Source organism: Aggregatibacter sp. Marseille-P9115, assembly GCF_920939465.1.
GTDB lineage: Bacteria > Pseudomonadota > Gammaproteobacteria > Enterobacterales > Pasteurellaceae > Aggregatibacter > Aggregatibacter segnis_B.
In genome coordinates this window covers 621,346-639,647 of sequence record NZ_OV100759.1, presented here as the reverse complement: position 1 = coordinate 639,647, position 18,302 = coordinate 621,346, and the positions used below count along the sequence as shown (strand labels likewise).

General features: G+C 44.5%; 12 protein-coding genes, 3 tRNA genes and 1 rRNA gene. 8 read left to right on the top strand and 8 right to left on the bottom strand.

The features are described from left to right. Positions 1–142 precede the first annotated feature (142 nt). The 4 genes from LQ983_RS02870 to LQ983_RS02855 form a co-directional block, all read right to left on the bottom strand. Positions 143–850: a lactate utilization protein C gene (locus LQ983_RS02870; protein ID WP_230621563.1), complete on the bottom strand. Its 708-nt coding sequence runs from the start codon at positions 848–850 to the stop codon at positions 143–145. Then, positions 850–2,262: a LutB/LldF family L-lactate oxidation iron-sulfur protein gene (locus LQ983_RS02865; protein WP_048749086.1), complete on the bottom strand. Its 1,413-nt coding sequence runs from the start codon at positions 2,260–2,262 to the stop codon at positions 850–852. The genes LQ983_RS02870 and LQ983_RS02865 overlap by 1 nt, the downstream gene beginning before the upstream one ends. Before the next feature lie 6 nt (positions 2,263–2,268). Beyond that, entirely contained in the window at positions 2,269–2,994 is a 726-nt protein-coding gene (locus LQ983_RS02860; protein WP_230621562.1) for a (Fe-S)-binding protein, read from the bottom strand. Between the two features lie 97 nt (positions 2,995–3,091). After that, positions 3,092–4,687: a lactate permease LctP family transporter gene (locus LQ983_RS02855; RefSeq protein WP_111296990.1), complete on the bottom strand. Its 1,596-nt coding sequence runs from the start codon at positions 4,685–4,687 to the stop codon at positions 3,092–3,094. 297 nt (positions 4,688–4,984) lie between these two features. On the opposite strand from LQ983_RS02855, the gene dld reads away from it, so the two are divergent. Next, on the top strand, positions 4,985–6,676 hold the full coding sequence (gene dld, locus LQ983_RS02850; RefSeq protein WP_230621561.1) for a D-lactate dehydrogenase: 1,692 nt from the start codon (positions 4,985–4,987) through the stop codon (positions 6,674–6,676). A 130-nt stretch (positions 6,677–6,806) separates the two neighbouring features. Here the strand turns inward: dld and mrcB are convergent, their stop codons facing one another. Genes mrcB through erpA form a run of 3 tightly spaced genes read right to left on the bottom strand, consistent with a single transcriptional unit; the run spans position 6,807 to position 9,924 of the window. After that, on the bottom strand, positions 6,807–9,188 hold the full coding sequence (mrcB, locus tag LQ983_RS02845) for a penicillin-binding protein 1B (protein WP_230621560.1): 2,382 nt from the start codon (positions 9,186–9,188) through the stop codon (positions 6,807–6,809). Between the two features lie 30 nt (positions 9,189–9,218). After that, a complete protein-coding gene (locus LQ983_RS02840; RefSeq protein ID WP_230622595.1) occupies positions 9,219–9,581 on the bottom strand; it encodes a YacL family protein in 363 nt (120 codons plus the stop codon). A gap of 1 nt (position 9,582) precedes the next feature. Beyond that, on the bottom strand, positions 9,583–9,924 hold the full coding sequence (erpA, locus tag LQ983_RS02835) for an iron-sulfur cluster insertion protein ErpA (protein WP_006718546.1): 342 nt from the start codon (positions 9,922–9,924) through the stop codon (positions 9,583–9,585). A gap of 136 nt (positions 9,925–10,060) precedes the next feature. Here erpA and map point away from each other — a divergent pair, with 136 nt between their 5' ends. Together map and glnD are read left to right on the top strand one after the other, a co-directional pair. Next, entirely contained in the window at positions 10,061–10,864 is an 804-nt protein-coding gene (gene map, locus LQ983_RS02830; protein WP_230621559.1) for a type I methionyl aminopeptidase, read from the top strand. 66 nt (positions 10,865–10,930) lie between these two features. Further along, a complete protein-coding gene (gene glnD / locus LQ983_RS02825) occupies positions 10,931–13,522 on the top strand; it encodes a bifunctional uridylyltransferase/uridylyl-removing protein GlnD (RefSeq protein WP_230621558.1) in 2,592 nt (863 codons plus the stop codon). 70 nt (positions 13,523–13,592) lie between these two features. Here the strand turns inward: glnD and hemL are convergent, their stop codons facing one another. After that, entirely contained in the window at positions 13,593–14,876 is a 1,284-nt protein-coding gene (gene hemL, locus LQ983_RS02820; protein ID WP_230621557.1) for a glutamate-1-semialdehyde 2,1-aminomutase, read from the bottom strand. A 126-nt stretch (positions 14,877–15,002) separates the two neighbouring features. Between hemL and wecA the strand changes: the two genes are divergently transcribed. The 5 genes from wecA (at position 15,003) to LQ983_RS02795 (ending at position 18,229) form a co-directional block, all read left to right on the top strand. Beyond that, positions 15,003–16,076 carry a UDP-N-acetylglucosamine--undecaprenyl-phosphate N-acetylglucosaminephosphotransferase gene (gene wecA, locus LQ983_RS02815; RefSeq protein WP_230621556.1) on the top strand — a complete coding sequence of 358 codons (1,074 nt, stop codon included), beginning with the start codon at positions 15,003–15,005 and terminating at the stop codon, positions 16,074–16,076. A gap of 166 nt (positions 16,077–16,242) precedes the next feature. After that, a tRNA-Arg gene (locus LQ983_RS02810) sits at positions 16,243–16,319 on the top strand. 31 nt (positions 16,320–16,350) lie between these two features. Continuing rightward, a tRNA-His gene (locus LQ983_RS02805) sits at positions 16,351–16,426 on the top strand. Between the two features lies 1 nt (position 16,427). After that, a tRNA-Pro gene (locus LQ983_RS02800) sits at positions 16,428–16,504 on the top strand. Positions 16,505–16,689: 185 nt separating this feature from the next. Next, positions 16,690–18,229, top strand: a 16S ribosomal RNA gene (locus LQ983_RS02795). Positions 18,230–18,302 lie beyond the last annotated feature (73 nt).

Below are 18,302 nucleotides of genomic sequence, written 5' to 3'. Positions count from 1 at the left end.
AGAATTATTATCCTCTAATAAAATTTTAGTGCAAGTAAATTCTTGTTTGATCTCTGAGGTAGATCACAAAATGAGCATTTTTTATGGCGCATAAAAAAGGAAAGTTTGGCAACTTTCCTTTTTATCTCATGGCGAGGATGTTTTAGTTTTGTGCTAAATCATCAATGACAAGATAGATTTTCGCCACTGGGCCATGTACCCCAACCACTTTGATTAATTCAATATCTGCCGTGGAACTTGGGCCGGAAATGATATTAATACAAGAAGGCATACGTTCGCCCTGTTGCGCTTTGTCATGTAGGATTTTTGCCAGTTGTGCTACACGGGGTAGTATCTTGCTTTTGCGTACAACGACAATGGATTTCTCCGGCAGTAAGCTCACAGAACGTCCACGTTCAGCTTGGGAAAATAGCACGATACCGCCTGATTCGGTTAAACCGTATTCGGCGTAAACAATCCCAATATTGGCTTGTTCCGATTTGGCAATGTTCGCTTCCGCCTGTTCCGGTGACCAAATATGGCAAGTGTATTTTTCTTGAACCGCCTCGGTGATGCCGAGTTCTTCTAAACGTGAGTCATCGTTTAACACTAAATCACCGCCACCATATTTTTCGCAAAGCTCAAGTGCGGTCTGTTTTGCTAACGTTTCTGACGTCACAACCACATCCACCATCATCACTTTGGCGAAGTTTACAAATTCTTCGCAAAGTTCTGCTTGGGTGAGATGGGTCAGGCGTTCTGTTGGATAAGTATTTACCGGTGTCGCCATGCTTGCCGGCACATTGGCACGTTGTTTGCCCATTTTGGCTGCCAATTTATTGAGGAAGTTTTCTCTATTTTGTAAATCCATTAGTTTGCTCCTCTTTTGTTGAACCATTGACGGAAGCTTTCGCCTTCAGGTGTCGGTAAATCACGGGCTTTTGTCCATTCTGCCAAGGCACCCATTTTAATTGGTGCTTTGCCGTTCTTAATGAGTTTACCCGCTAATTTGGCACCGGTGTTTACACCGATTTTCCATAAGGTTGGATGGGAGTTGGCAAAGCCAAAACCGAAAATGGATAAGCGTTCCAATGCCGGCGTTTTGCCTTGTTCCACCATTTTTTCACGGTGTTTTAAAATCAGTTGGGCTAACGGAATGCGTACCGGACAAACGGAGTTACAGGCGTTACACAAGGAACAGGCATACGGCAATTCTTTAAATTCGTCATAGCCGCCAAGTAACGGAGAAATCACCGCGCCAATTGGACCCGGATAAATAGAGCCATAACCATGACCACCGATTTGACGGTAAGCCGGGCAAGTATTTAAGCATGCACCGCAACGAATACAACGTAAAACTTCTTGGAATTCGGAAGCCAGAATATCGGAACGACCGTTATCGACAATAACTAAATGGAACTCTTCCGGGCCATCGGTTTCGCCGGCAAGACGAGGGCCGGTAAGCCAGGTGTTGTAACCGGTTAATCTGGCACCCACCGCACTACGGGCAAGCATGGTAATTAACACGTCTACTTCTTGGAACGTCGGCGCTAGGCGTTCCATCCCCATTACGGCAATGTGGGTTTTCGGTAGAGTAGTGGCTAAACGCAAGTTACCTTCATTCGTAACTAAACAAACAGAGCCGGTTTCTGCAACGGCAAAGTTACAACCGCTGATGCCGATGTCTGCTTCTAAGAAATCCTGACGAATTTTTTCACGCACGAAACGGGTCATGTCTTCCGGTGTTTCTGCACCTTCATAACCGAGTTTTTCATGTAAATCTTTACGAATTTGGTGACGATCTTTATGAATCGCGGGTACCACAATATGAGATGGTTTGTCGCCGGAAATTTGCAGTAAATATTCCCCTAAATCGGTTTCAATGACTTGCATGCCTTCTTTTTCCAACACGCCATTTAACCCAATTTCTTCTGTTACCATGGATTTGGATTTCACGATTTTCTTGGCATTTTTTTTCAGCGCGACTTGGCGAATGTATTCGGTGGCTTCTTCGGCGGTTTCAGCAAAATAAACTTTACCGCCGTTTTCCATGACTTTTTCGCTAAGTTGGTATAAATAGGCATCAAGGTTTGCTAAAACGTGGTTACGGATTTGTTTCGACAAATCACGCCATTCTTCCCAGTGACCTAACTCATCCACCATTTTTTGACGGTTTGTGCCGATAGTTTCTTGGGCTTTTACCACCGCTTTTCGCATGATTTCATTATGGACTTCGCGATCAACGCGTGCTTTAAATGCAAGATTACTGGTTTTTAATGACATAGTTTATTACTCCTGCATTAACACTTCTGCGATGTGCATCACTTTGATTTTGCTGCCTTCACGTTGTAGGCGACCACCGATATTGAGTAAACAGCTCACGTCTGCACCAATTAAGTATTCCGGTTCGACTTCCTCAACGTGTTCCACTTTTTCTTTTACCATTTCACCGGAAATTTCCGCCATTTTGACCGAGAACGTGCCACCAAATCCGCAACAAGTTTGTTGATTGTGAATGGGTAACAGTTCCAAACCTTTAACGTGTTTTAGTAATGTGATCGGCTCGTCTACGATGCCAAGTTTACGGAAAAGACTGCAGGAAGGGTGATAAACTGCACGACCCGGCAGATGGGCACCGATGTCGGTTACGCCGAGTTTATTGACGATAAAATCCGTTAAGTCATAGAAACGAGCGGCGACTTTTTTCGCGCGTTCCGCCCATTCCGGTTCATTGGCGCGAGTGAAGTAATCCGGGTAATTTTTAACGGCATAAACGCAAGAGCCGGCAGGGGCGACGATAGGGTAATTGTTGGCTTCAAAGGTTTCGACCAAGTTTTTCATGCCGGGAAGGGCTTGTTTGGTATAACCGCTGTTTAATGCAGGTTGTCCGCAGCAACCTTGTTTTTCCAAAAAGGTCACCTGACAGCCCAACTTTTCCAGTAATAGAACGGTATTTTTCGCCACACCGCTCTTTACTACGTCGGCAATGCAGGTCACGTAGAAATTCACATTCATAGTAATACTCCAATGTTAAAAAAGAGAAATAAGTAAAAAAATTAAATGACGACCGCAAAAGTGCGGTCGTTTTTTTAGTTAATTTTATGTGTTGCCGCTACAACGTGTAGAACAACGGGATTAATAGCGTGGCACAAAGCGCAGCAATGATACCGTAAATCACCATTGGAATGATCGTTGTTTTGATGATGGTGCCTTCTTGATTTTGAATGTTTAATACGGAAGACACGGCAACGATATTATTAATACATACCATGTTACCCATTGCACCGCCCACAGATTGTAGTGCCAAGATTAATGCGACAGATAAACCGGTGGTCTCTGCGGTGGATAATTGTACGCTACCGAAAGTTAGGTTAGATACGGTGTTAGAACCGGAGAAGAACGCACCTACCGCACCAAGGTAAGAGGAGAAAATCGTCCAGTCATTACCGGTCACTTCGGCAAAGGTACGGCCAATGATTTTCACCATAGAATGTTCGCCACCCACTAACATTAAGTTTACCATTACTAAGGCACCGATTAAGGCGATAAATGGATTTTTGGATTGTTTCAAGCTGGTGGCAAAAATATCTTTGACTTTTGCACCGGAAACGCCGAATACCGGAATGGCAATTAATACCGTGATAACAAATGGAATTAATGCCGGCACATAAAGCAATTTATAGCTTGAGGAAACATCTGAACCGAAGATATTTTTTAGGCTGAAGATAAGGCCTTTACTGATTTCGAATGTCCCTAATGAACCTAACGCGGTAGTAAACCAAACGGTGGTGTCGTTCATCATCGCTTTAAACGGCAGTTGGTGAATACGTGTTACGACTAAAAACGCAATTAACAAACCGGTAGGGAAGAGGGCTTTAACCACTTGACCGGTGGTTACCGCATTGCTATCTAATGTGTTTTCGACTTTTGCTAACCCGATATTGCGATTTGCCGCCCAGACGGAAACAAACAACCCGATTGCGCCGCCCACTAAAGACGGGAATTCATAGTTAAATTGTGCAATCAGTAAATAAGGCACAACGCAAGCAAAGACACTGATATAAATAAAGACCAAGTTTTGGCGAATATCTTTCCAGCTGACAAGTACACGCAATGCCAACAATGGGATAAGCAGGGCTGCCACAGAGTGAATCAGCGCTGTGATGGAGCCGACTTCTAGTACCATGTCTTCAGACAATTTAAGCGGACCAAAACCAAACCATGTTGGTGTGCCGACCGCACCGAAAGACACTGGAACGGAGTTCATAATTAAGGCAAGCATCGCTACTTTTAACGGATTAAAACCTAAGCCCATCAGAATTGGTGCGGCAATAGCGGCGGGTGTACCGAAACCACTGGCGCCTTCAATCATAAAAGCAAACGCCCAACCGATAATCATCAATTGTGCAACCGGGTTTGGGTTAATGTTACCTAACCATTTACGCATGATGTCGGTTGCACCGGACACTTCACTGAAACGGTTGAATAAAATCGCGCCGAAAATAACGGTAATTGGGGTTTGTACCGCGACGATAGCGGAGGTTACATTCGCGCTGATGGTAATAATGTCTGTATTGAAGTGCAATAAATGCACGCCCATGACAAGTGTTGCAATCCAAGGTAACGCAACGTAAGACGGTAAAGCATTACGCTTCACCATTAAATAGATCAGTAAAGCAATAGGTAAGACGCTTAGGAAAAAAGACATGTTTACTCCTGTTAATAATAAATTAGCGATTAAAACATCTAACGAATTCTAGAGAATACGCTTAGAAAAAATATACCTATTTGGAGAAAGTGTGATCTAGTTATCAAAAAATGCGCATATTTTTTAAAAAAATGTGATCTATGTAACTTAATTGTTTCAGCTTTAATCAAACTAATACTTTTGTACAATCAAGTGCGGTCTAAAAAAAGTGTATTTTTACTCTGTTTTACTGGTCAATTTCTGTTATTCTTTTGGCGTTTTTCGTTAACGTTATTTTTAACATAAGGGTAACAATCTATGACCAGTACTTCATTAATTAGTCAACTTCGTCAAATTGTCGGAGACAAATATTTGATTACCGACCCGAGTAAATCGGAAGCCTATCGCAGTGGTTATCGCTTTGGTAACGGAAATGCTTTAGCCGTAGTCCGTCCGGGAAATTTAGCGGAATTTTGGGCGATTCTTAAAGCTTGTGTGGCAGCAGATGTTATTGTTATTGCTCAAGCCGCCAATACCGGTTTAACTGGCGGTTCCACGCCCGATGGTAATGATTACGATCGCGACATTGTGATCATCAATGCCATGCGCATTTCAGGCATTCAATTAATTAACGATGCGCAACAAGTGGTTTGTTTGCCGGGTTCTACGCTAAATGAATTAGAGATCGCTTTAAAACCACACGGACGTGAACCGCACTCTGTCATCGGTTCTTCCTGTATTGGCGCCTCGGTGATTGGCGGTATTTGTAATAATTCCGGTGGTGCGTTGGTGCAACGTGGGCCGGCTTACACGGAAATGGCGCTTTATGCGCAATTAACAGAGCAGGGGGAATTGCAGCTCGTTAATCATTTAGGCATTGATTTGGGTGAAACGCCGGAAGAAATTTTAGAGAATTTGGATAATCAACGTTATCAGCGCAAAGACATTCAATTAGATTGTGGCAAAGGCCACGACCATGCCTACTGCAATCATGTGCGCCAAGTGGATGAAGACAGCCCAGCACGTTTTAATGCCGATCCGGCACGTCACTATGAGGCGTCCGGTTGTGCAGGTAAATTGGCGATTTTTGCTGTCCGTTTGGATACCTTTGTGGCGGAGAATAAGACCGCGGTATTTTATATTGGCACCAATCAAACTGAAGCATTAAATGATCTTCGTCGTCATATGTTGGCGAATTTTAAACAGCTACCGATTTCCGGCGAGTATATTCATCGTGACGCGTTTGATGTGGCAGCCAAATACGGTAAAGATACGTTCTGGGTTATCAAGAAATTTGGCACACATTGGTTGCCGAAGTTATTTTCCATGAAAGCCAAAGTGGATCGTTTGGCTAAAAAAATCAGTTTTATGCCAAGTCATTTCAGCGACAAAATCATGCAGGCGATTTCAAGGGTTTTGCCGGAACATTTGCCGAAAAAATTATGGCAATATCGTGATCAATACGAACATCACTTGATTGTTAAAATGGGCGGTGATGGCGTACAGGAAGCGCGGGATTATTTAACCTCTTACTTTAAAGAGAGCAGCAAAGGCGCTTTTTTTGAATGTGATGCCGTAGAAACTCAAGCAGCGATGTTACACCGCTTTGCCGTTGCCTCAGCAGCGATTCGTTATCGTGCAATTCATGAAAAAGAGGTGGAAGATATTGTGGCACTGGATATTGCATTACGTCGCAATGATCGTGAGTGGTTTGAAACGCTACCGCCTGAGATTGACCAAAAAATCAGCCATAAATTGTATTACGGGCATTTTATGTGTCATGTTTTCCATCAGGATTACATCGTTAAAAAAGGGCATGATTGCATGGAATTGGAGCATCAAATGTTGGCATTGCTTGATAAACGCGGTGCACAATACCCGGCAGAACATAATGTGGGCCATTTATATGAAGCGAAACCGGCGTTGCGTAAATTCTATAAAGCGCTCGATCCAACCAACAGTTTTAACCCGGGTATCGGGCATACATCGAAGAAGAAACACTGGCAATAGCAACACCATTTTGTGAGGGATTCATGTTGTTGCGCCCTCACAAAATACATTAAAAAAAGACCGCACTTTAGGTGTTAAAGTGCGGTCTTTTTTTACAGTGTTTTTTAAAGTGGATGTAAACGTTATTGCGTTAATTTGCCGGTCTTGCGTCTTCCACCGGTGCTGAATTACCTTCGTTTAACACATCCCAAACGCTTTCTTGTTTCGTAACATTATTGCTTTCAACGGCATTGACGGAAGGTGTTGTCGGCGTATATTCGGTTTGTTGGCAGAAAGATTGATTTCTGTCGGCCCAAACAGGAATTGTGCGAGCACTACTGCAATCCCAACCACCATAGGCATTGATACCGACCCATTTAATTTCTTCCGGTTTATGAAGTTTTAACTGTCGGGTGGTGGTGCGTTTTAAATACTCTTTATAGACCTGTAACGCACCGCTGGCACCGGTGAGTTTTGTTTCACCGTTGTCGTCTCGGCCAAGCCAAATGGTGGTGACGTTTTCGCCATCAATGCCGACAAACCAAGTGTCGCGAGCATCGTTAGTAGTACCGGTTTTGCCGGCTAAGTGTAAATAGGCGTAATCCGGTTGTAGGCTATGAGCTGTGCCACGATCAACCACTTGTTGCATAGCAAAGAGCGTTTGGAAGGCGGCTTCACGTGGAACCACTTGTTTGGGCTCAAATTCACGGGAATAAACCACATTGCCTTGTCTATCCACCACACTATTGATGGTGTTGAGCGGAATGCTTGCCCCTTCATTAGCGATGGTTTGGTAAAGTTTGGTCACGTCATAAGGCGAAATAGCGTAGGAACCCAGCAACATTGACGGGACTTTGGGAATCGTGACTTTATCCCAACCCATGGCTTGTTGCACTGAAATCACTTTGGTTAACCCCAGCTTCATGCCGATATTGACCGTTGGAATATTCAATGAGCGAACTAATGCATCCATCAGCATGACCGAGCCACTGTATTTCCGGTCGTAATTGCGTGGCTGCCAAGGCGGACTGCCTTTTACATTGATGGTAATCGGTTGGTTGTTAATCGGTGTGTTCAACCGAAATTGATCCGGATACATAAGTGCGGTCAAATAAACAGATGGTTTTACCAACGAGCCGATTTGGCGTTTAGCCGATAAGGCACGGTTGAACCCAGCAAATTGTGTTTGCAATCCCCCAACAATGGCGCGTACTTCACCGGTTTGATAATCGGCAACCACCATGGCGGATTCCAAAAACGGATTCTTATGTTTGAGCTGTAAATCGGATAGGGCACTGATTACCGCTTGTTCTGCGCGATCTTGTTGTTTCACGTCCAATGTAGAGAAAATTCGCGCCCCCAGGAGATTTTCTGTCTTGCCTTCGCCAAGTTGGTGGCGTAATTCGGTTTGTAAGGTTTGAATAAACGCCGGGTATTTACGGCTAATTTTCCCTTTTTCTTGCACACCGAGCGGGCGTTGGCTCAATAATTGATACAGTTCCTCACCGATGATTTTGTGTTCCAACATCAAATGCAACACCACATTGCGGCGTTCTAGTGCATTCGTTGGATTACGCCACGGATTATAGAGGGAAGGGCCTTTGACCATGCCCACTAATAAGGCAATTTGATCTAGGCTGATTTCGCGCACGGAACGTCCGAAATAAAACTGACTGGCCAATTCAAAACCATGAATTTGGTTATCGCCGTTCTGCCCGAGGTAAATTTCGTTTAGGTAGGTTTCTAAGATACGGTTTTTGTCATAACGCCAATCGAGAATTAACGCCATCAAGGCTTCATTAATTTTACGGGTGAGGGTGCGTTCGTTACTTAAAAATAAGTTTTTAACCAGTTGTTGGGTCAGCGTACTGCCGCCTTGAACGGTATGACCTGCTTGAATATTGGTGATCACGGCACGCAAAATGCCTAGCGGACTGATGCCATCGTGTTGGAAAAAACGACGATCTTCTGTCAGTAATAACGCATCAATGAGTAAGCGTGGGTATTGTTGCAAGGAAATCGCAAGACGTTCTTCTTTGTCCGATTGCAAAATGGCAATCAATTTCGGCGCCAAGCGAAATTCATCAATCGCTTTGACATTAATCAGATCTTCAATGACTGCCAGTTTGTCATTTTCAAAACGCAGACGAAAAACCCGTTGTGCCTCCGGTGTGTCGGGGAAAGGGAACGCACGACGCAATAAGACAATGGTGTTGTCTTCGATTTTAAAATCGCCCGGTGCTGCGATCATTGTGGTTTGGCGATATTCGTTATCGAGCAGGAGTTGTTTAATTTGCTCAAGGCTGAGTTGGTCGCTGACCCGAACACTTTCAATACGGCTATACACTTCCGCCGGCAAACGCCAAATTTGCCCGTCCATTTTGCTGCGAATTTGCCAATCCAAATAAGCGGAATAGCAAAACAACATACAAAAGGCGGTAAATGCAATTTTTAATAGGGTTGTCGTCCAAGATTTTTGGGGCGTTGTAGAAGGTTGTTTGGAAGACGTATTTTGAGCAGGTGTTGTTGCCATATGCGTTACCGTTTGGGCTGAATGTTGGGATTAGGCGCGGATAAAATCTAAGTAAGAATGTAAAAAACGGGCAAAATCTTCAATGCCACAAAAGGCGATACTTTCCTCATCGTAATAATAAAAACCGTCTTCCAATGCGTCTTGATTCTCAATGGCGAGATTATTTGCCTTCGCCATCACCTCATCTGCGTTAATGTATAAGCTGTATTCGGCACCGGTTAACACGACATCCGCCGCATGGGGGGCGGGCAAGTTTTGTAAATGAAAAAGTGCGGTGGAAATCAGTTGTGGATTTGACCGCACTTCAATGTTAAACCAGTTGGCGAAGGCTTCGTGCTCCATTGAGCATTTCGCGACAGTGTTGCCTTGATGGGAGGTAAACTGAAAATCCATATTAGATGCTGAAAGACGATCCACAACCGCAAGTGGATGAGGCATTCGGGTTATTCACCACAAAACGTGAACCTTCCAAGCCTTCGGTATAGTCAATGGTGCCGCCGATTAAATATTGTAGGCTCATCGGATCGACAACTAATTGCACGCCGGCATTTTCTACGGTTAAGTCACCTTCATTGACTTTTTCGTCAAAGGTAAAGCCGTATTGGAAGCCGCTACAACCGCCGCCGGTAATATAGACGCGCAATTTAAGCGCCGGGTTTTCTTCCTCGGTAATTAAAGACTTCACTTTTTGTGCCGCAGCATCAGTAAAGGTTAACGGAACGGATATCTCTGTCATATTGTGTAATTCCCCACGATTTATTTGAGCGCGTATTATCCAATAACCGACTAGTCCATTCAAGAATTTATCAAGGATTTTTCTCTATCACAGTGCTATAATTCCGCCCATTAATTTTTTAAATAGGGAGATAAACATGGGTATTCCATTAAGAACGGAAGAGGAAATTATTAAATTACGCGAAGCCTGCAAACTGGCATCCGATGTGTTGGTGATGATTGAACCGTATATTAAAGAAGGCGTGAGTACCGGTGAATTGGATCGCATTTGTCACGATTATATGGTGAATGTGCAAAAAGTTATTCCCGCTTGCTTGAATTATCATGGTTTCCCGAAAGCGACTTGCATTTCCATTAACGAAGTGGTTTGTCATGGCATCCCAAGTTTTGATAAGCATCTGAAAAATGGCGATATTGTGAATATTGATGTCACGGTGATAAAAGACGGTTATTTTGGAGATAACTCGAAAATGTATATTGTTGGCGAAACCAATTTACGCAGTAAAAAGCTGGTGGAAGCGGCGCAAGAAGCGCTTTATGTCGGTCTGCGTACGGTTAAACCGGGCATTCGTTTAAATGAAATCGGTAGAGCCGTACAAAAATATACGGAATCTCAAACTTTTAGTGTGGTGCGCGAATATTGCGGCCATGGCATTGGGACGGAATTCCACTGCGAACCACAGGTCTTGCATTATTACGCAGACGATGGCGGCGTAGTGTTAAAACCGGGCATGGTGTTCACCATTGAGCCAATGATTAACGCCGGTAAAAAAGAAGTGCGTTTAATGGGCGATGGGTGGACGGTGAAAACCAAAGACCGTAGCCATTCTGCACAATTTGAGCACCAAATTGTGGTGACGGAAAATGGCTGTGAAGTGATGACCATCCGTGACGAAGAGATTGCCGAAGGGCGTATCCAACGTGTCATGGTGAACGTTTAATTAACTGAAATCCGCTACGTTTCCCGTGGCGGATTTTTTCTATTTCCCGCTTTTGCAAGACGACCTATGCTTTTTCCTTACGATACCCAAGCCGAGCTCACGCCAAGTGCGGTCAAAATTCAGAGAGAAAATTTAAAACAGTTTGAACTGGCGAATTTTGACAAAATAGCCATCGATCAACTGATTGCCAATCGTACCGCGTTTTACGATCAATTCCTTTTGCACCTCTGGCGTCATTTTCAATTTACCGATAATCCTGCATTAAGCCTGATTGCTGTGGGCGGTTACGGGCGGCAGGAAATGTTTCCGCTTTCCGATTTAGATATTTTGATTTTAACCGAGCAAACACCAACGGCTGCGCTGCAGGAAACACTCGGTCAATTCGTGCAATTTTTATGGGATTGCGGTTTTAACGTCGGGCAGAGCATCCGTACCCTTGCTGAATGTGAAGCGGAGGGCATGGCGGATATTACGGTGGCAACAAATTTGTTGGAAGCGCGTTATTTAATCGGCAATCAAACGTTATTCAAACAGTTGGTCGCATTGGTGCAACAACCGACTTTTTGGTCAAAAACCGATTTCTGCCAGGCAAAGATTCAAGAAAAAAATGAGCGTTATCAACGTTATAACAATACGTCTTACAATCTTGAACCCGACATTAAATACAGTCCGGGCGGCTTGCGGGATTTGCATTTGTTGTATTGGATTGCCCTTCGCCACAACGGGGCAAAAAATTTGCAGGAAATTTTGCAAGCGGGATTTATTCATCCGGCGGAGTATGCTTTGTTGCTGAAAAGCCAACAATTTCTGTTTAAAGTGCGGTATGCATTGCATTTAATCTTGAAACGTTATGACAACCGCCTCTTATTTGATCGTCAATTAAAAGTCAGCGAATTATTGGGATTCCAAGGCGAGGGCAATCAAGGCGTGGAAGCCATGATGAAGCAATTTTTTCAGGCGCTACATTCCATTTCATTGCTGAGCGAATTACTGGTCAAGCATTATCAGGAGCATTTTTTAACTCCACATAAAGTGGTGAACGAGCAAGTGCTTGATGTGAATTTCAGCTTGATAAATCAATCCATTTGTTTGCGTCATCGCCAATGCTTTGAACAACAGCCGGAAAGCATTCTCGATCTTTTCTATTATTTAACGCAATATCCGCAGGCGGAGATCCATTCCTCCGTGTTACGTGAGCTGTATTTGGCGCTAGAGCAACGGCAAGGCTATTTATGCGATTTACCGACGGCACGAGAAAAATTTATTCGGTTGTTTAATCAGCCTAATGCCATCCAACGCGCATTTTTCCCCATGCACCAATATGGTGTGCTGACCGCTTATTTACCGCAATGGGGCAATATTGTCGGCTTAATGCAGTTTGATTTGTTCCATTGTTACACCGTGGATGAGCATATTCTGCGCGTGATGTTAAAACTAGAAAGTTTTTTAGCGGAAGCGTCGGCACAAAATCACCCGATTTGCCATCAAATAATGCATCAAATTTCCGACCGCACTTTATTGTATATTGCCGCCTTATTTCATGACATCGCGAAAGGGCGTGGTGGCGCGCATGAATTACTGGGGGCGGAAGATATACGCGAGTTTGCCGTACTGCATGGTTTCGACCAACGCGAAACAGAAACCATGGCATGGCTGGTCGAACAGCATTTGTTGATGTCAGTGACCGCACAACGACGGGACATTCATGACCCGGAAATTGTGTTGAGCTTTGCTGAGCGGGTGCGTAATCAAGTACGCTTAGATTATTTAACCTGTCTCACCATCGCCGATATCGTAGCGACTAATGAAACCTTATGGAACAGCTGGAAGCGTTCTTTATTAGCAACCTTATATGATTACACCACACAACAATTTGCCCAAGGGCTGGCAACCTTGTTGGATAATCAGGCAAAGGCTGAAGAGCATCGCCGCTTAGCGTTGTTAGAAATACGTGAAAAAAACACCGCACTTTCTGAGGCGCAAATTGAAAAGCTATGGCAACGTTGCCCGTTGGATTATTTTTTACGTAATTCGCCGCAGCAAATCAGCTGGCACACGCAACTGCTTGCTGAATTTACCGGTGATGTGTTGGTAAAAGTGAGCAATCGGTTTTCCGCCGGCGGTACGGAAATTTTTATTTATACCAACGACCGCCCGAACCTGTTTAATAAAGTGGTAAGTACCATCGGCGCGAAAAAACTCAGCATTCATGATGCGCAAATTATTACTACGCAAGACGGCTATGTGTTGGACAGTTTTATTGTGACTGAATTGGATGGTGCTGAGTTGCCATTTGATCGTCGTCGCATGTTGGAAGATGCTCTGACGAAAAGCCTAACGTCAGAAACGGTGAATAAACAACGCCTGCGCGAAAAACACCATTTGGCTCATTTTCATGTGAAAACCGACGTGCGTTTTTTGAATCTTGAGAAGAACGATCAAACTGAAATGGAATTGTTCGCTCTGGATCAGGCTGGCTTGTTGGCGGATGTGAGCGCTGTCTTCTGTGACTTGGAGTTGAACTTACTTAATGCAAAAATCACCACCATTGGTGAAAAAGCAGAAGATTTCTTTATTTTGACGAATAAATTCGGACGTGCCTTGGATGAATCCGAGAGAGCGACATTACTGACGCGTTTGTTGCAAATTTTAAATTAGCGATTAAACATAAAAGTGCGGTCAGATTTAAAAACGTTTTTAAAACTGACCGCACTTTGTGTTTTATGAATTATGCCAATTCAGCAAAAGCAATATCTGCTGCCGCTAGCGTGCGGTCGATGTCTTCATCAGAATGCGCAAGAGACATAAAGCCTGCCTCAAATGCAGACGGCGCCAGATAAACGCCTAAATCCAACATTTTGTGGAAAAAGCGTTTAAATTTTTCGGTATCGCACGTCATCACGTCTTGATAACAAGTCACTTCTTTTTTATCAGTAAAGAAAATGCCGAACATACCGCCGACATAATTGACGGTAAACGGCACTTGATGCTTATCGGCAAGCTGTTGCAAGCCTTTTGCTAATTTTTCCGTTTGTTGCGCCAGTTTTTGCTCATTACCGGCTTTTTTCAATTCTGTTAAGCAAGCGATACCGGCTGCCATGGCAATCGGGTTGCCGGATAAGGTGCCTGCTTGGTAAACCGGGCCGGTTGGGGCAATGTATTGCATAATTTCTTTCTTACCGCCAAAGGCACCCACCGGCATACCACCGCCGATCACCTTGCCTAAACAGGTTAAATCCGGTGTGACATTGTAGTAACGTTGTGCACCGCCAAGTGCCACACGGAAACCGGTCATTACTTCATCAATGATGAATACGGCGCCGTATTGATCGCAAAGTTTGCGTAACCCTTGCAGAAAATCATTTTTTGGTGGAACACAGTTCATGTTGCCCGCGACCGGTTCGACAATCACGCAAGCAATGTCGTCAGGATATTGCTCGAAGGCTTGTTTGACAGAGTCGATGTCGTTATAGGCACAGGTGAGCGTGTGTTTGGCAAAATCTGCCGGCACGCCCGGTGAGTTAGGTTGCCCCAATGTTAATGCACCGGAACCGGCTTTGACTAACAGGGAATCCGCATGACCATGATAGCACCCTTCGAATTTGATGATTTTATCTCGATTTGTATAGCCACGGGCTAAGCGAATGGCTGACATCGTAGCTTCGGTGCCGGAGCTCACCATTCTGACCATTTCAATTGAAGGGATAAGTTCACACACTAATTCGGCAAGTTCGATTTCCAACGGTGTCGGTGCGCCGAAACTCAAGCCGTTTTGTGCGGTTTTCATCACGGCATTTAAAATAGTGGGGTGATTGTGTCCTAAAATCATTGGGCCCCAAGACCCTACGTAGTCGATATATTGTTTACCGTCTGTGTCATAAATATAAGCGCCTTGTGCTTTTTCAATAAAGACCGGTGTGCCGCCGACACCGTTAAAAGCGCGAACCGGTGAATTAACGCCGCCCGGAATAACATGCTGAGCGCGGGAGAAAAGTGCGGTTGAATTTACCATCGTTTTTATCCTTATATACAAAAAAGTGCTTTATTGTACTGAAAAAAAGGAAGGTGAGTAAAAATATTTATGTAGCCTTTTGCCTTTGTGATATCCTTTGCGTATTTTATTTTCATGGGAAAACCTATGTTATTAACGTTATTTGTTACATTTCTTGGGGCACTTTTAACTTTACTTGTGATGCGCCCTGTTGCTATTAAAATCGGTTTGGTGGATAAACCTAACTATCGTAAACGCCATCAAGGCGCAATTCCGTTAATTGGCGGCATTTCATTGTTTATGGGGAATCTTTGTTTTTATCTCATGCAGTGGGATCAAACGCGTTTACCTTATCTTTATTTATTCAGTATTTTAGTCTTGCTAGTAATCGGCATTATTGATGACCGTTATGACATTAGCCCTTTCTTGCGCGCAGGCGTTCAGGCATTTTTAGCCATTCTCATGATCGATATGGGGAATGTTTACCTCGATCATTTAGGGCAAATTTTAGGGCCATTCCAGCTCACGTTAGGATCTATCGGCTTGATTATTACCGTGTTGGCGACCATCGGCATCATTAATGCTTTTAATATGATCGATGGTATTGACGGTTTACTTGGCGGCTTGTCTTGTGTTTCTTTCGCTGCGATCGGTATTTTGATGTATCGCGATGGTCAAATGGATTTGGCTTATTGGAGTTTTGGCTTAATTATTGCAACGATTCCTTATTTAATGATGAATCTGGGGATTCCTTTGGGACCGAAATTTAAAGTCTTTATGGGCGATGCCGGCAGTACTTTAATTGGTTTTACGATTATTTGGATTCTGTTGTTAAGTACGCAAGGCAAAGGTCATCCGATGAACCCGGTGACCGCACTTTGGGTGATTGCTATTCCTTTGGTGGATATGGTGGCGATTATTTATCGTCGTTTAAGAAAAGGGAAGAGCCCATTCCGTCCGGACCGCTTGCATGTCCATCATTTGATGGTGCGTGCAGGTTTAACTTCCCGTCAGGCGTTTTTGTTAATTACCTTTGTCGCTGCATTGTGTGCCTGCTTTGGGATTTTAGGGGAAATTTACTATATTAATGAATGGATCATGTTCATCGCATTCATTATTCTCTTCTTCCTTTATTCTTATTCTATTACGAAAGCTTGGAAGATTACCCGTTGGATACGTCGAATGAAACGTCGTGCGGCTAAACGGGCTAAAACTAAATAGAAGTTAAATTTTTCACTAAAAAGTTAGAGTTAAATAAAAAATAACCAGAAATTTTATAAATTATATTCATTTTGGCTAAAAAAATAGCTGATGATAAATTTTTATAAAAAAAAACTAGACAAGCACTTTTTAAACTTTTAATATACGCCCCGCAACGACGCTTCTAGCGCTCGTAGCTCAGTTGGATAGAGCGTTGGCCTCCGGAGCCAAAGGTCGCAGGTTCAAATCCTGTCGAGCGCGCCAAAGGTCATGCGAGTTCAACTTATTAAATATGGTGGCTATAGCTCAGTTGGTAGAGCCCCGGATTGTGATTCCGGTTGTCGTGGGTTCAAGTCCCATTAGCCACCCCATCGGCGAGTAGCGCAGCTTGGTAGCGCAACTGGTTTGGGACCAGTGGGTCGTAGGTTCAAATCCTATCTCGCCGACCAATTTTAATTCTGAGGCTTCTCAGAATTTTTTGTTCTTTAACAATCAATCAGACAAACTGTGTGGGCACTTGAAGATTCGTTTTTATCATTAAAGATTTTAAAATTGAACTGAATAGTGCTACGAAGATTCGTTTATTTATATAGATGATTAATTAAGTCAGCAGTATTGAGCGATTAAACTTTTTGAATTGAAGAGTTTGATCATGGCTCAGATTGAACGCTGGCGGCAGGCTTAACACATGCAAGTCGAACGGTAACAGGAGAAAGCTTGCTTTCTTGCTGACGAGTGGCGGACGGGTGAGTAATGCTTGGGAATCTGGCTTATGGAGGGGGATAACGACGGGAAACTGTCGCTAATACCGCGTAGTGTCGAGAGATGAAAGTGCGGGACCGCAAGGCCGCATGCCATAGGATGAGCCCAAGTGGGATTAGGTAGTTGGTGGGGTAAAGGCCTACCAAGCCGACGATCTCTAGCTGGTCTGAGAGGATGACCAGCCACACCGGGACTGAGACACGGCCCGGACTCCTACGGGAGGCAGCAGTGGGGAATATTGCGCAATGGGGGCAACCCTGACGCAGCCATGCCGCGTGAATGAAGAAGGCCTTCGGGTTGTAAAGTTCTTTCGGTGACGAGGAAGGCGTGATGTTTAATAGGCATCACGATTGACGTTAATCACAGAAGAAGCACCGGCTAACTCCGTGCCAGCAGCCGCGGTAATACGGAGGGTGCGAGCGTTAATCGGAATAACTGGGCGTAAAGGGCACGCAGGCGGCTATTTAAGTGAGGTGTGAAATCCCCGGGCTTAACCTGGGAATTGCATTTCAGACTGGGTAGCTAGAGTACTTTAGGGAGGGGTAGAATTCCACGTGTAGCGGTGAAATGCGTAGAGATGTGGAGGAATACCGAAGGCGAAGGCAGCCCCTTGGGAATGTACTGACGCTCATGTGCGAAAGCGTGGGGAGCAAACAGGATTAGATACCCTGGTAGTCCACGCTGTAAACGCTGTCGATTTGGGGATTGGGCCTTGAGCTTGGTGCCCGAAGCTAACGTGATAAATCGACCGCCTGGGGAGTACGGCCGCAAGGTTAAAACTCAAATGAATTGACGGGGGCCCGCACAAGCGGTGGAGCATGTGGTTTAATTCGATGCAACGCGAAGAACCTTACCTACTCTTGACATCCATGGAATCCTGTAGAGATACGGGAGTGCCTTCGGGAACCATGAGACAGGTGCTGCATGGCTGTCGTCAGCTCGTGTTGTGAAATGTTGGGTTAAGTCCCGCAACGAGCGCAACCCTTATCCTTTGTTGCCAGCGATTCGGTCGGGAACTCAAAGGAGACTGCCGGTGATAAACCGGAGGAAGGTGGGGATGACGTCAAGTCATCATGGCCCTTACGAGTAGGGCTACACACGTGCTACAATGGCGTATACAGAGGGCGACGAAGCCGCGAGGTGGAGTGAATCTCACAAAGTACGTCTAAGTCCGGATTGGAGTCTGCAACTCGACTCCATGAAGTCGGAATCGCTAGTAATCGCGAATCAGAATGTCGCGGTGAATACGTTCCCGGGCCTTGTACACACCGCCCGTCACACCATGGGAGTGGGTTGTACCAGAAGTAGATAGCTTAACCTTCGGGAGGGCGTTTACCACGGTATGATTCATGACTGGGGTGAAGTCGTAACAAGGTAACCGTAGGGGAACCTGCGGTTGGATCACCTCCTTACCAAAGATAGAATCGACTTTAAGTGTTCACACAGTTTGTTTGATGGTTGTAGACAAGGAAAGAGCAAAATATC

Bases quoted from the DNA above. Each gene is read 5' to 3' on its own strand.
- LQ983_RS02865 (WP_048749086.1), bottom strand. From the start codon at position 2,262: ATGTCATTAAAAACCAGTAATCTTGCATTTAAAGCACGCGTTGATCGC.
- LQ983_RS02855 (WP_111296990.1), bottom strand. From the start codon at position 4,687: ATGTCTTTTTTCCTAAGCGTCTTACCTATTGCTTTACTGATCTATTTA.
- hemL (WP_230621557.1), bottom strand. From the start codon at position 14,876: ATGGTAAATTCAACCGCACTTTTCTCCCGCGCTCAGCATGTTATTCCG.
- erpA (WP_006718546.1), bottom strand. From the start codon at position 9,924: ATGACAGAGATATCCGTTCCGTTAACCTTTACTGATGCTGCGGCACAA.
- glnD (WP_230621558.1), top strand. From the start codon at position 10,931: ATGCTTTTTCCTTACGATACCCAAGCCGAGCTCACGCCAAGTGCGGTC.
- mrcB (WP_230621560.1), bottom strand. From the start codon at position 9,188: ATGGCAACAACACCTGCTCAAAATACGTCTTCCAAACAACCTTCTACA.
- wecA (WP_230621556.1), top strand. From the start codon at position 15,003: ATGTTATTAACGTTATTTGTTACATTTCTTGGGGCACTTTTAACTTTA.
- dld (WP_230621561.1), top strand. From the start codon at position 4,985: ATGACCAGTACTTCATTAATTAGTCAACTTCGTCAAATTGTCGGAGAC.
- LQ983_RS02840 (WP_230622595.1), bottom strand. From the start codon at position 9,581: ATGGATTTTCAGTTTACCTCCCATCAAGGCAACACTGTCGCGAAATGC.
- map (WP_230621559.1), top strand. From the start codon at position 10,061: ATGGGTATTCCATTAAGAACGGAAGAGGAAATTATTAAATTACGCGAA.
- LQ983_RS02870 (WP_230621563.1), bottom strand. From the start codon at position 850: ATGGATTTACAAAATAGAGAAAACTTCCTCAATAAATTGGCAGCCAAA.
- LQ983_RS02860 (WP_230621562.1), bottom strand. From the start codon at position 2,994: ATGAATGTGAATTTCTACGTGACCTGCATTGCCGACGTAGTAAAGAGC.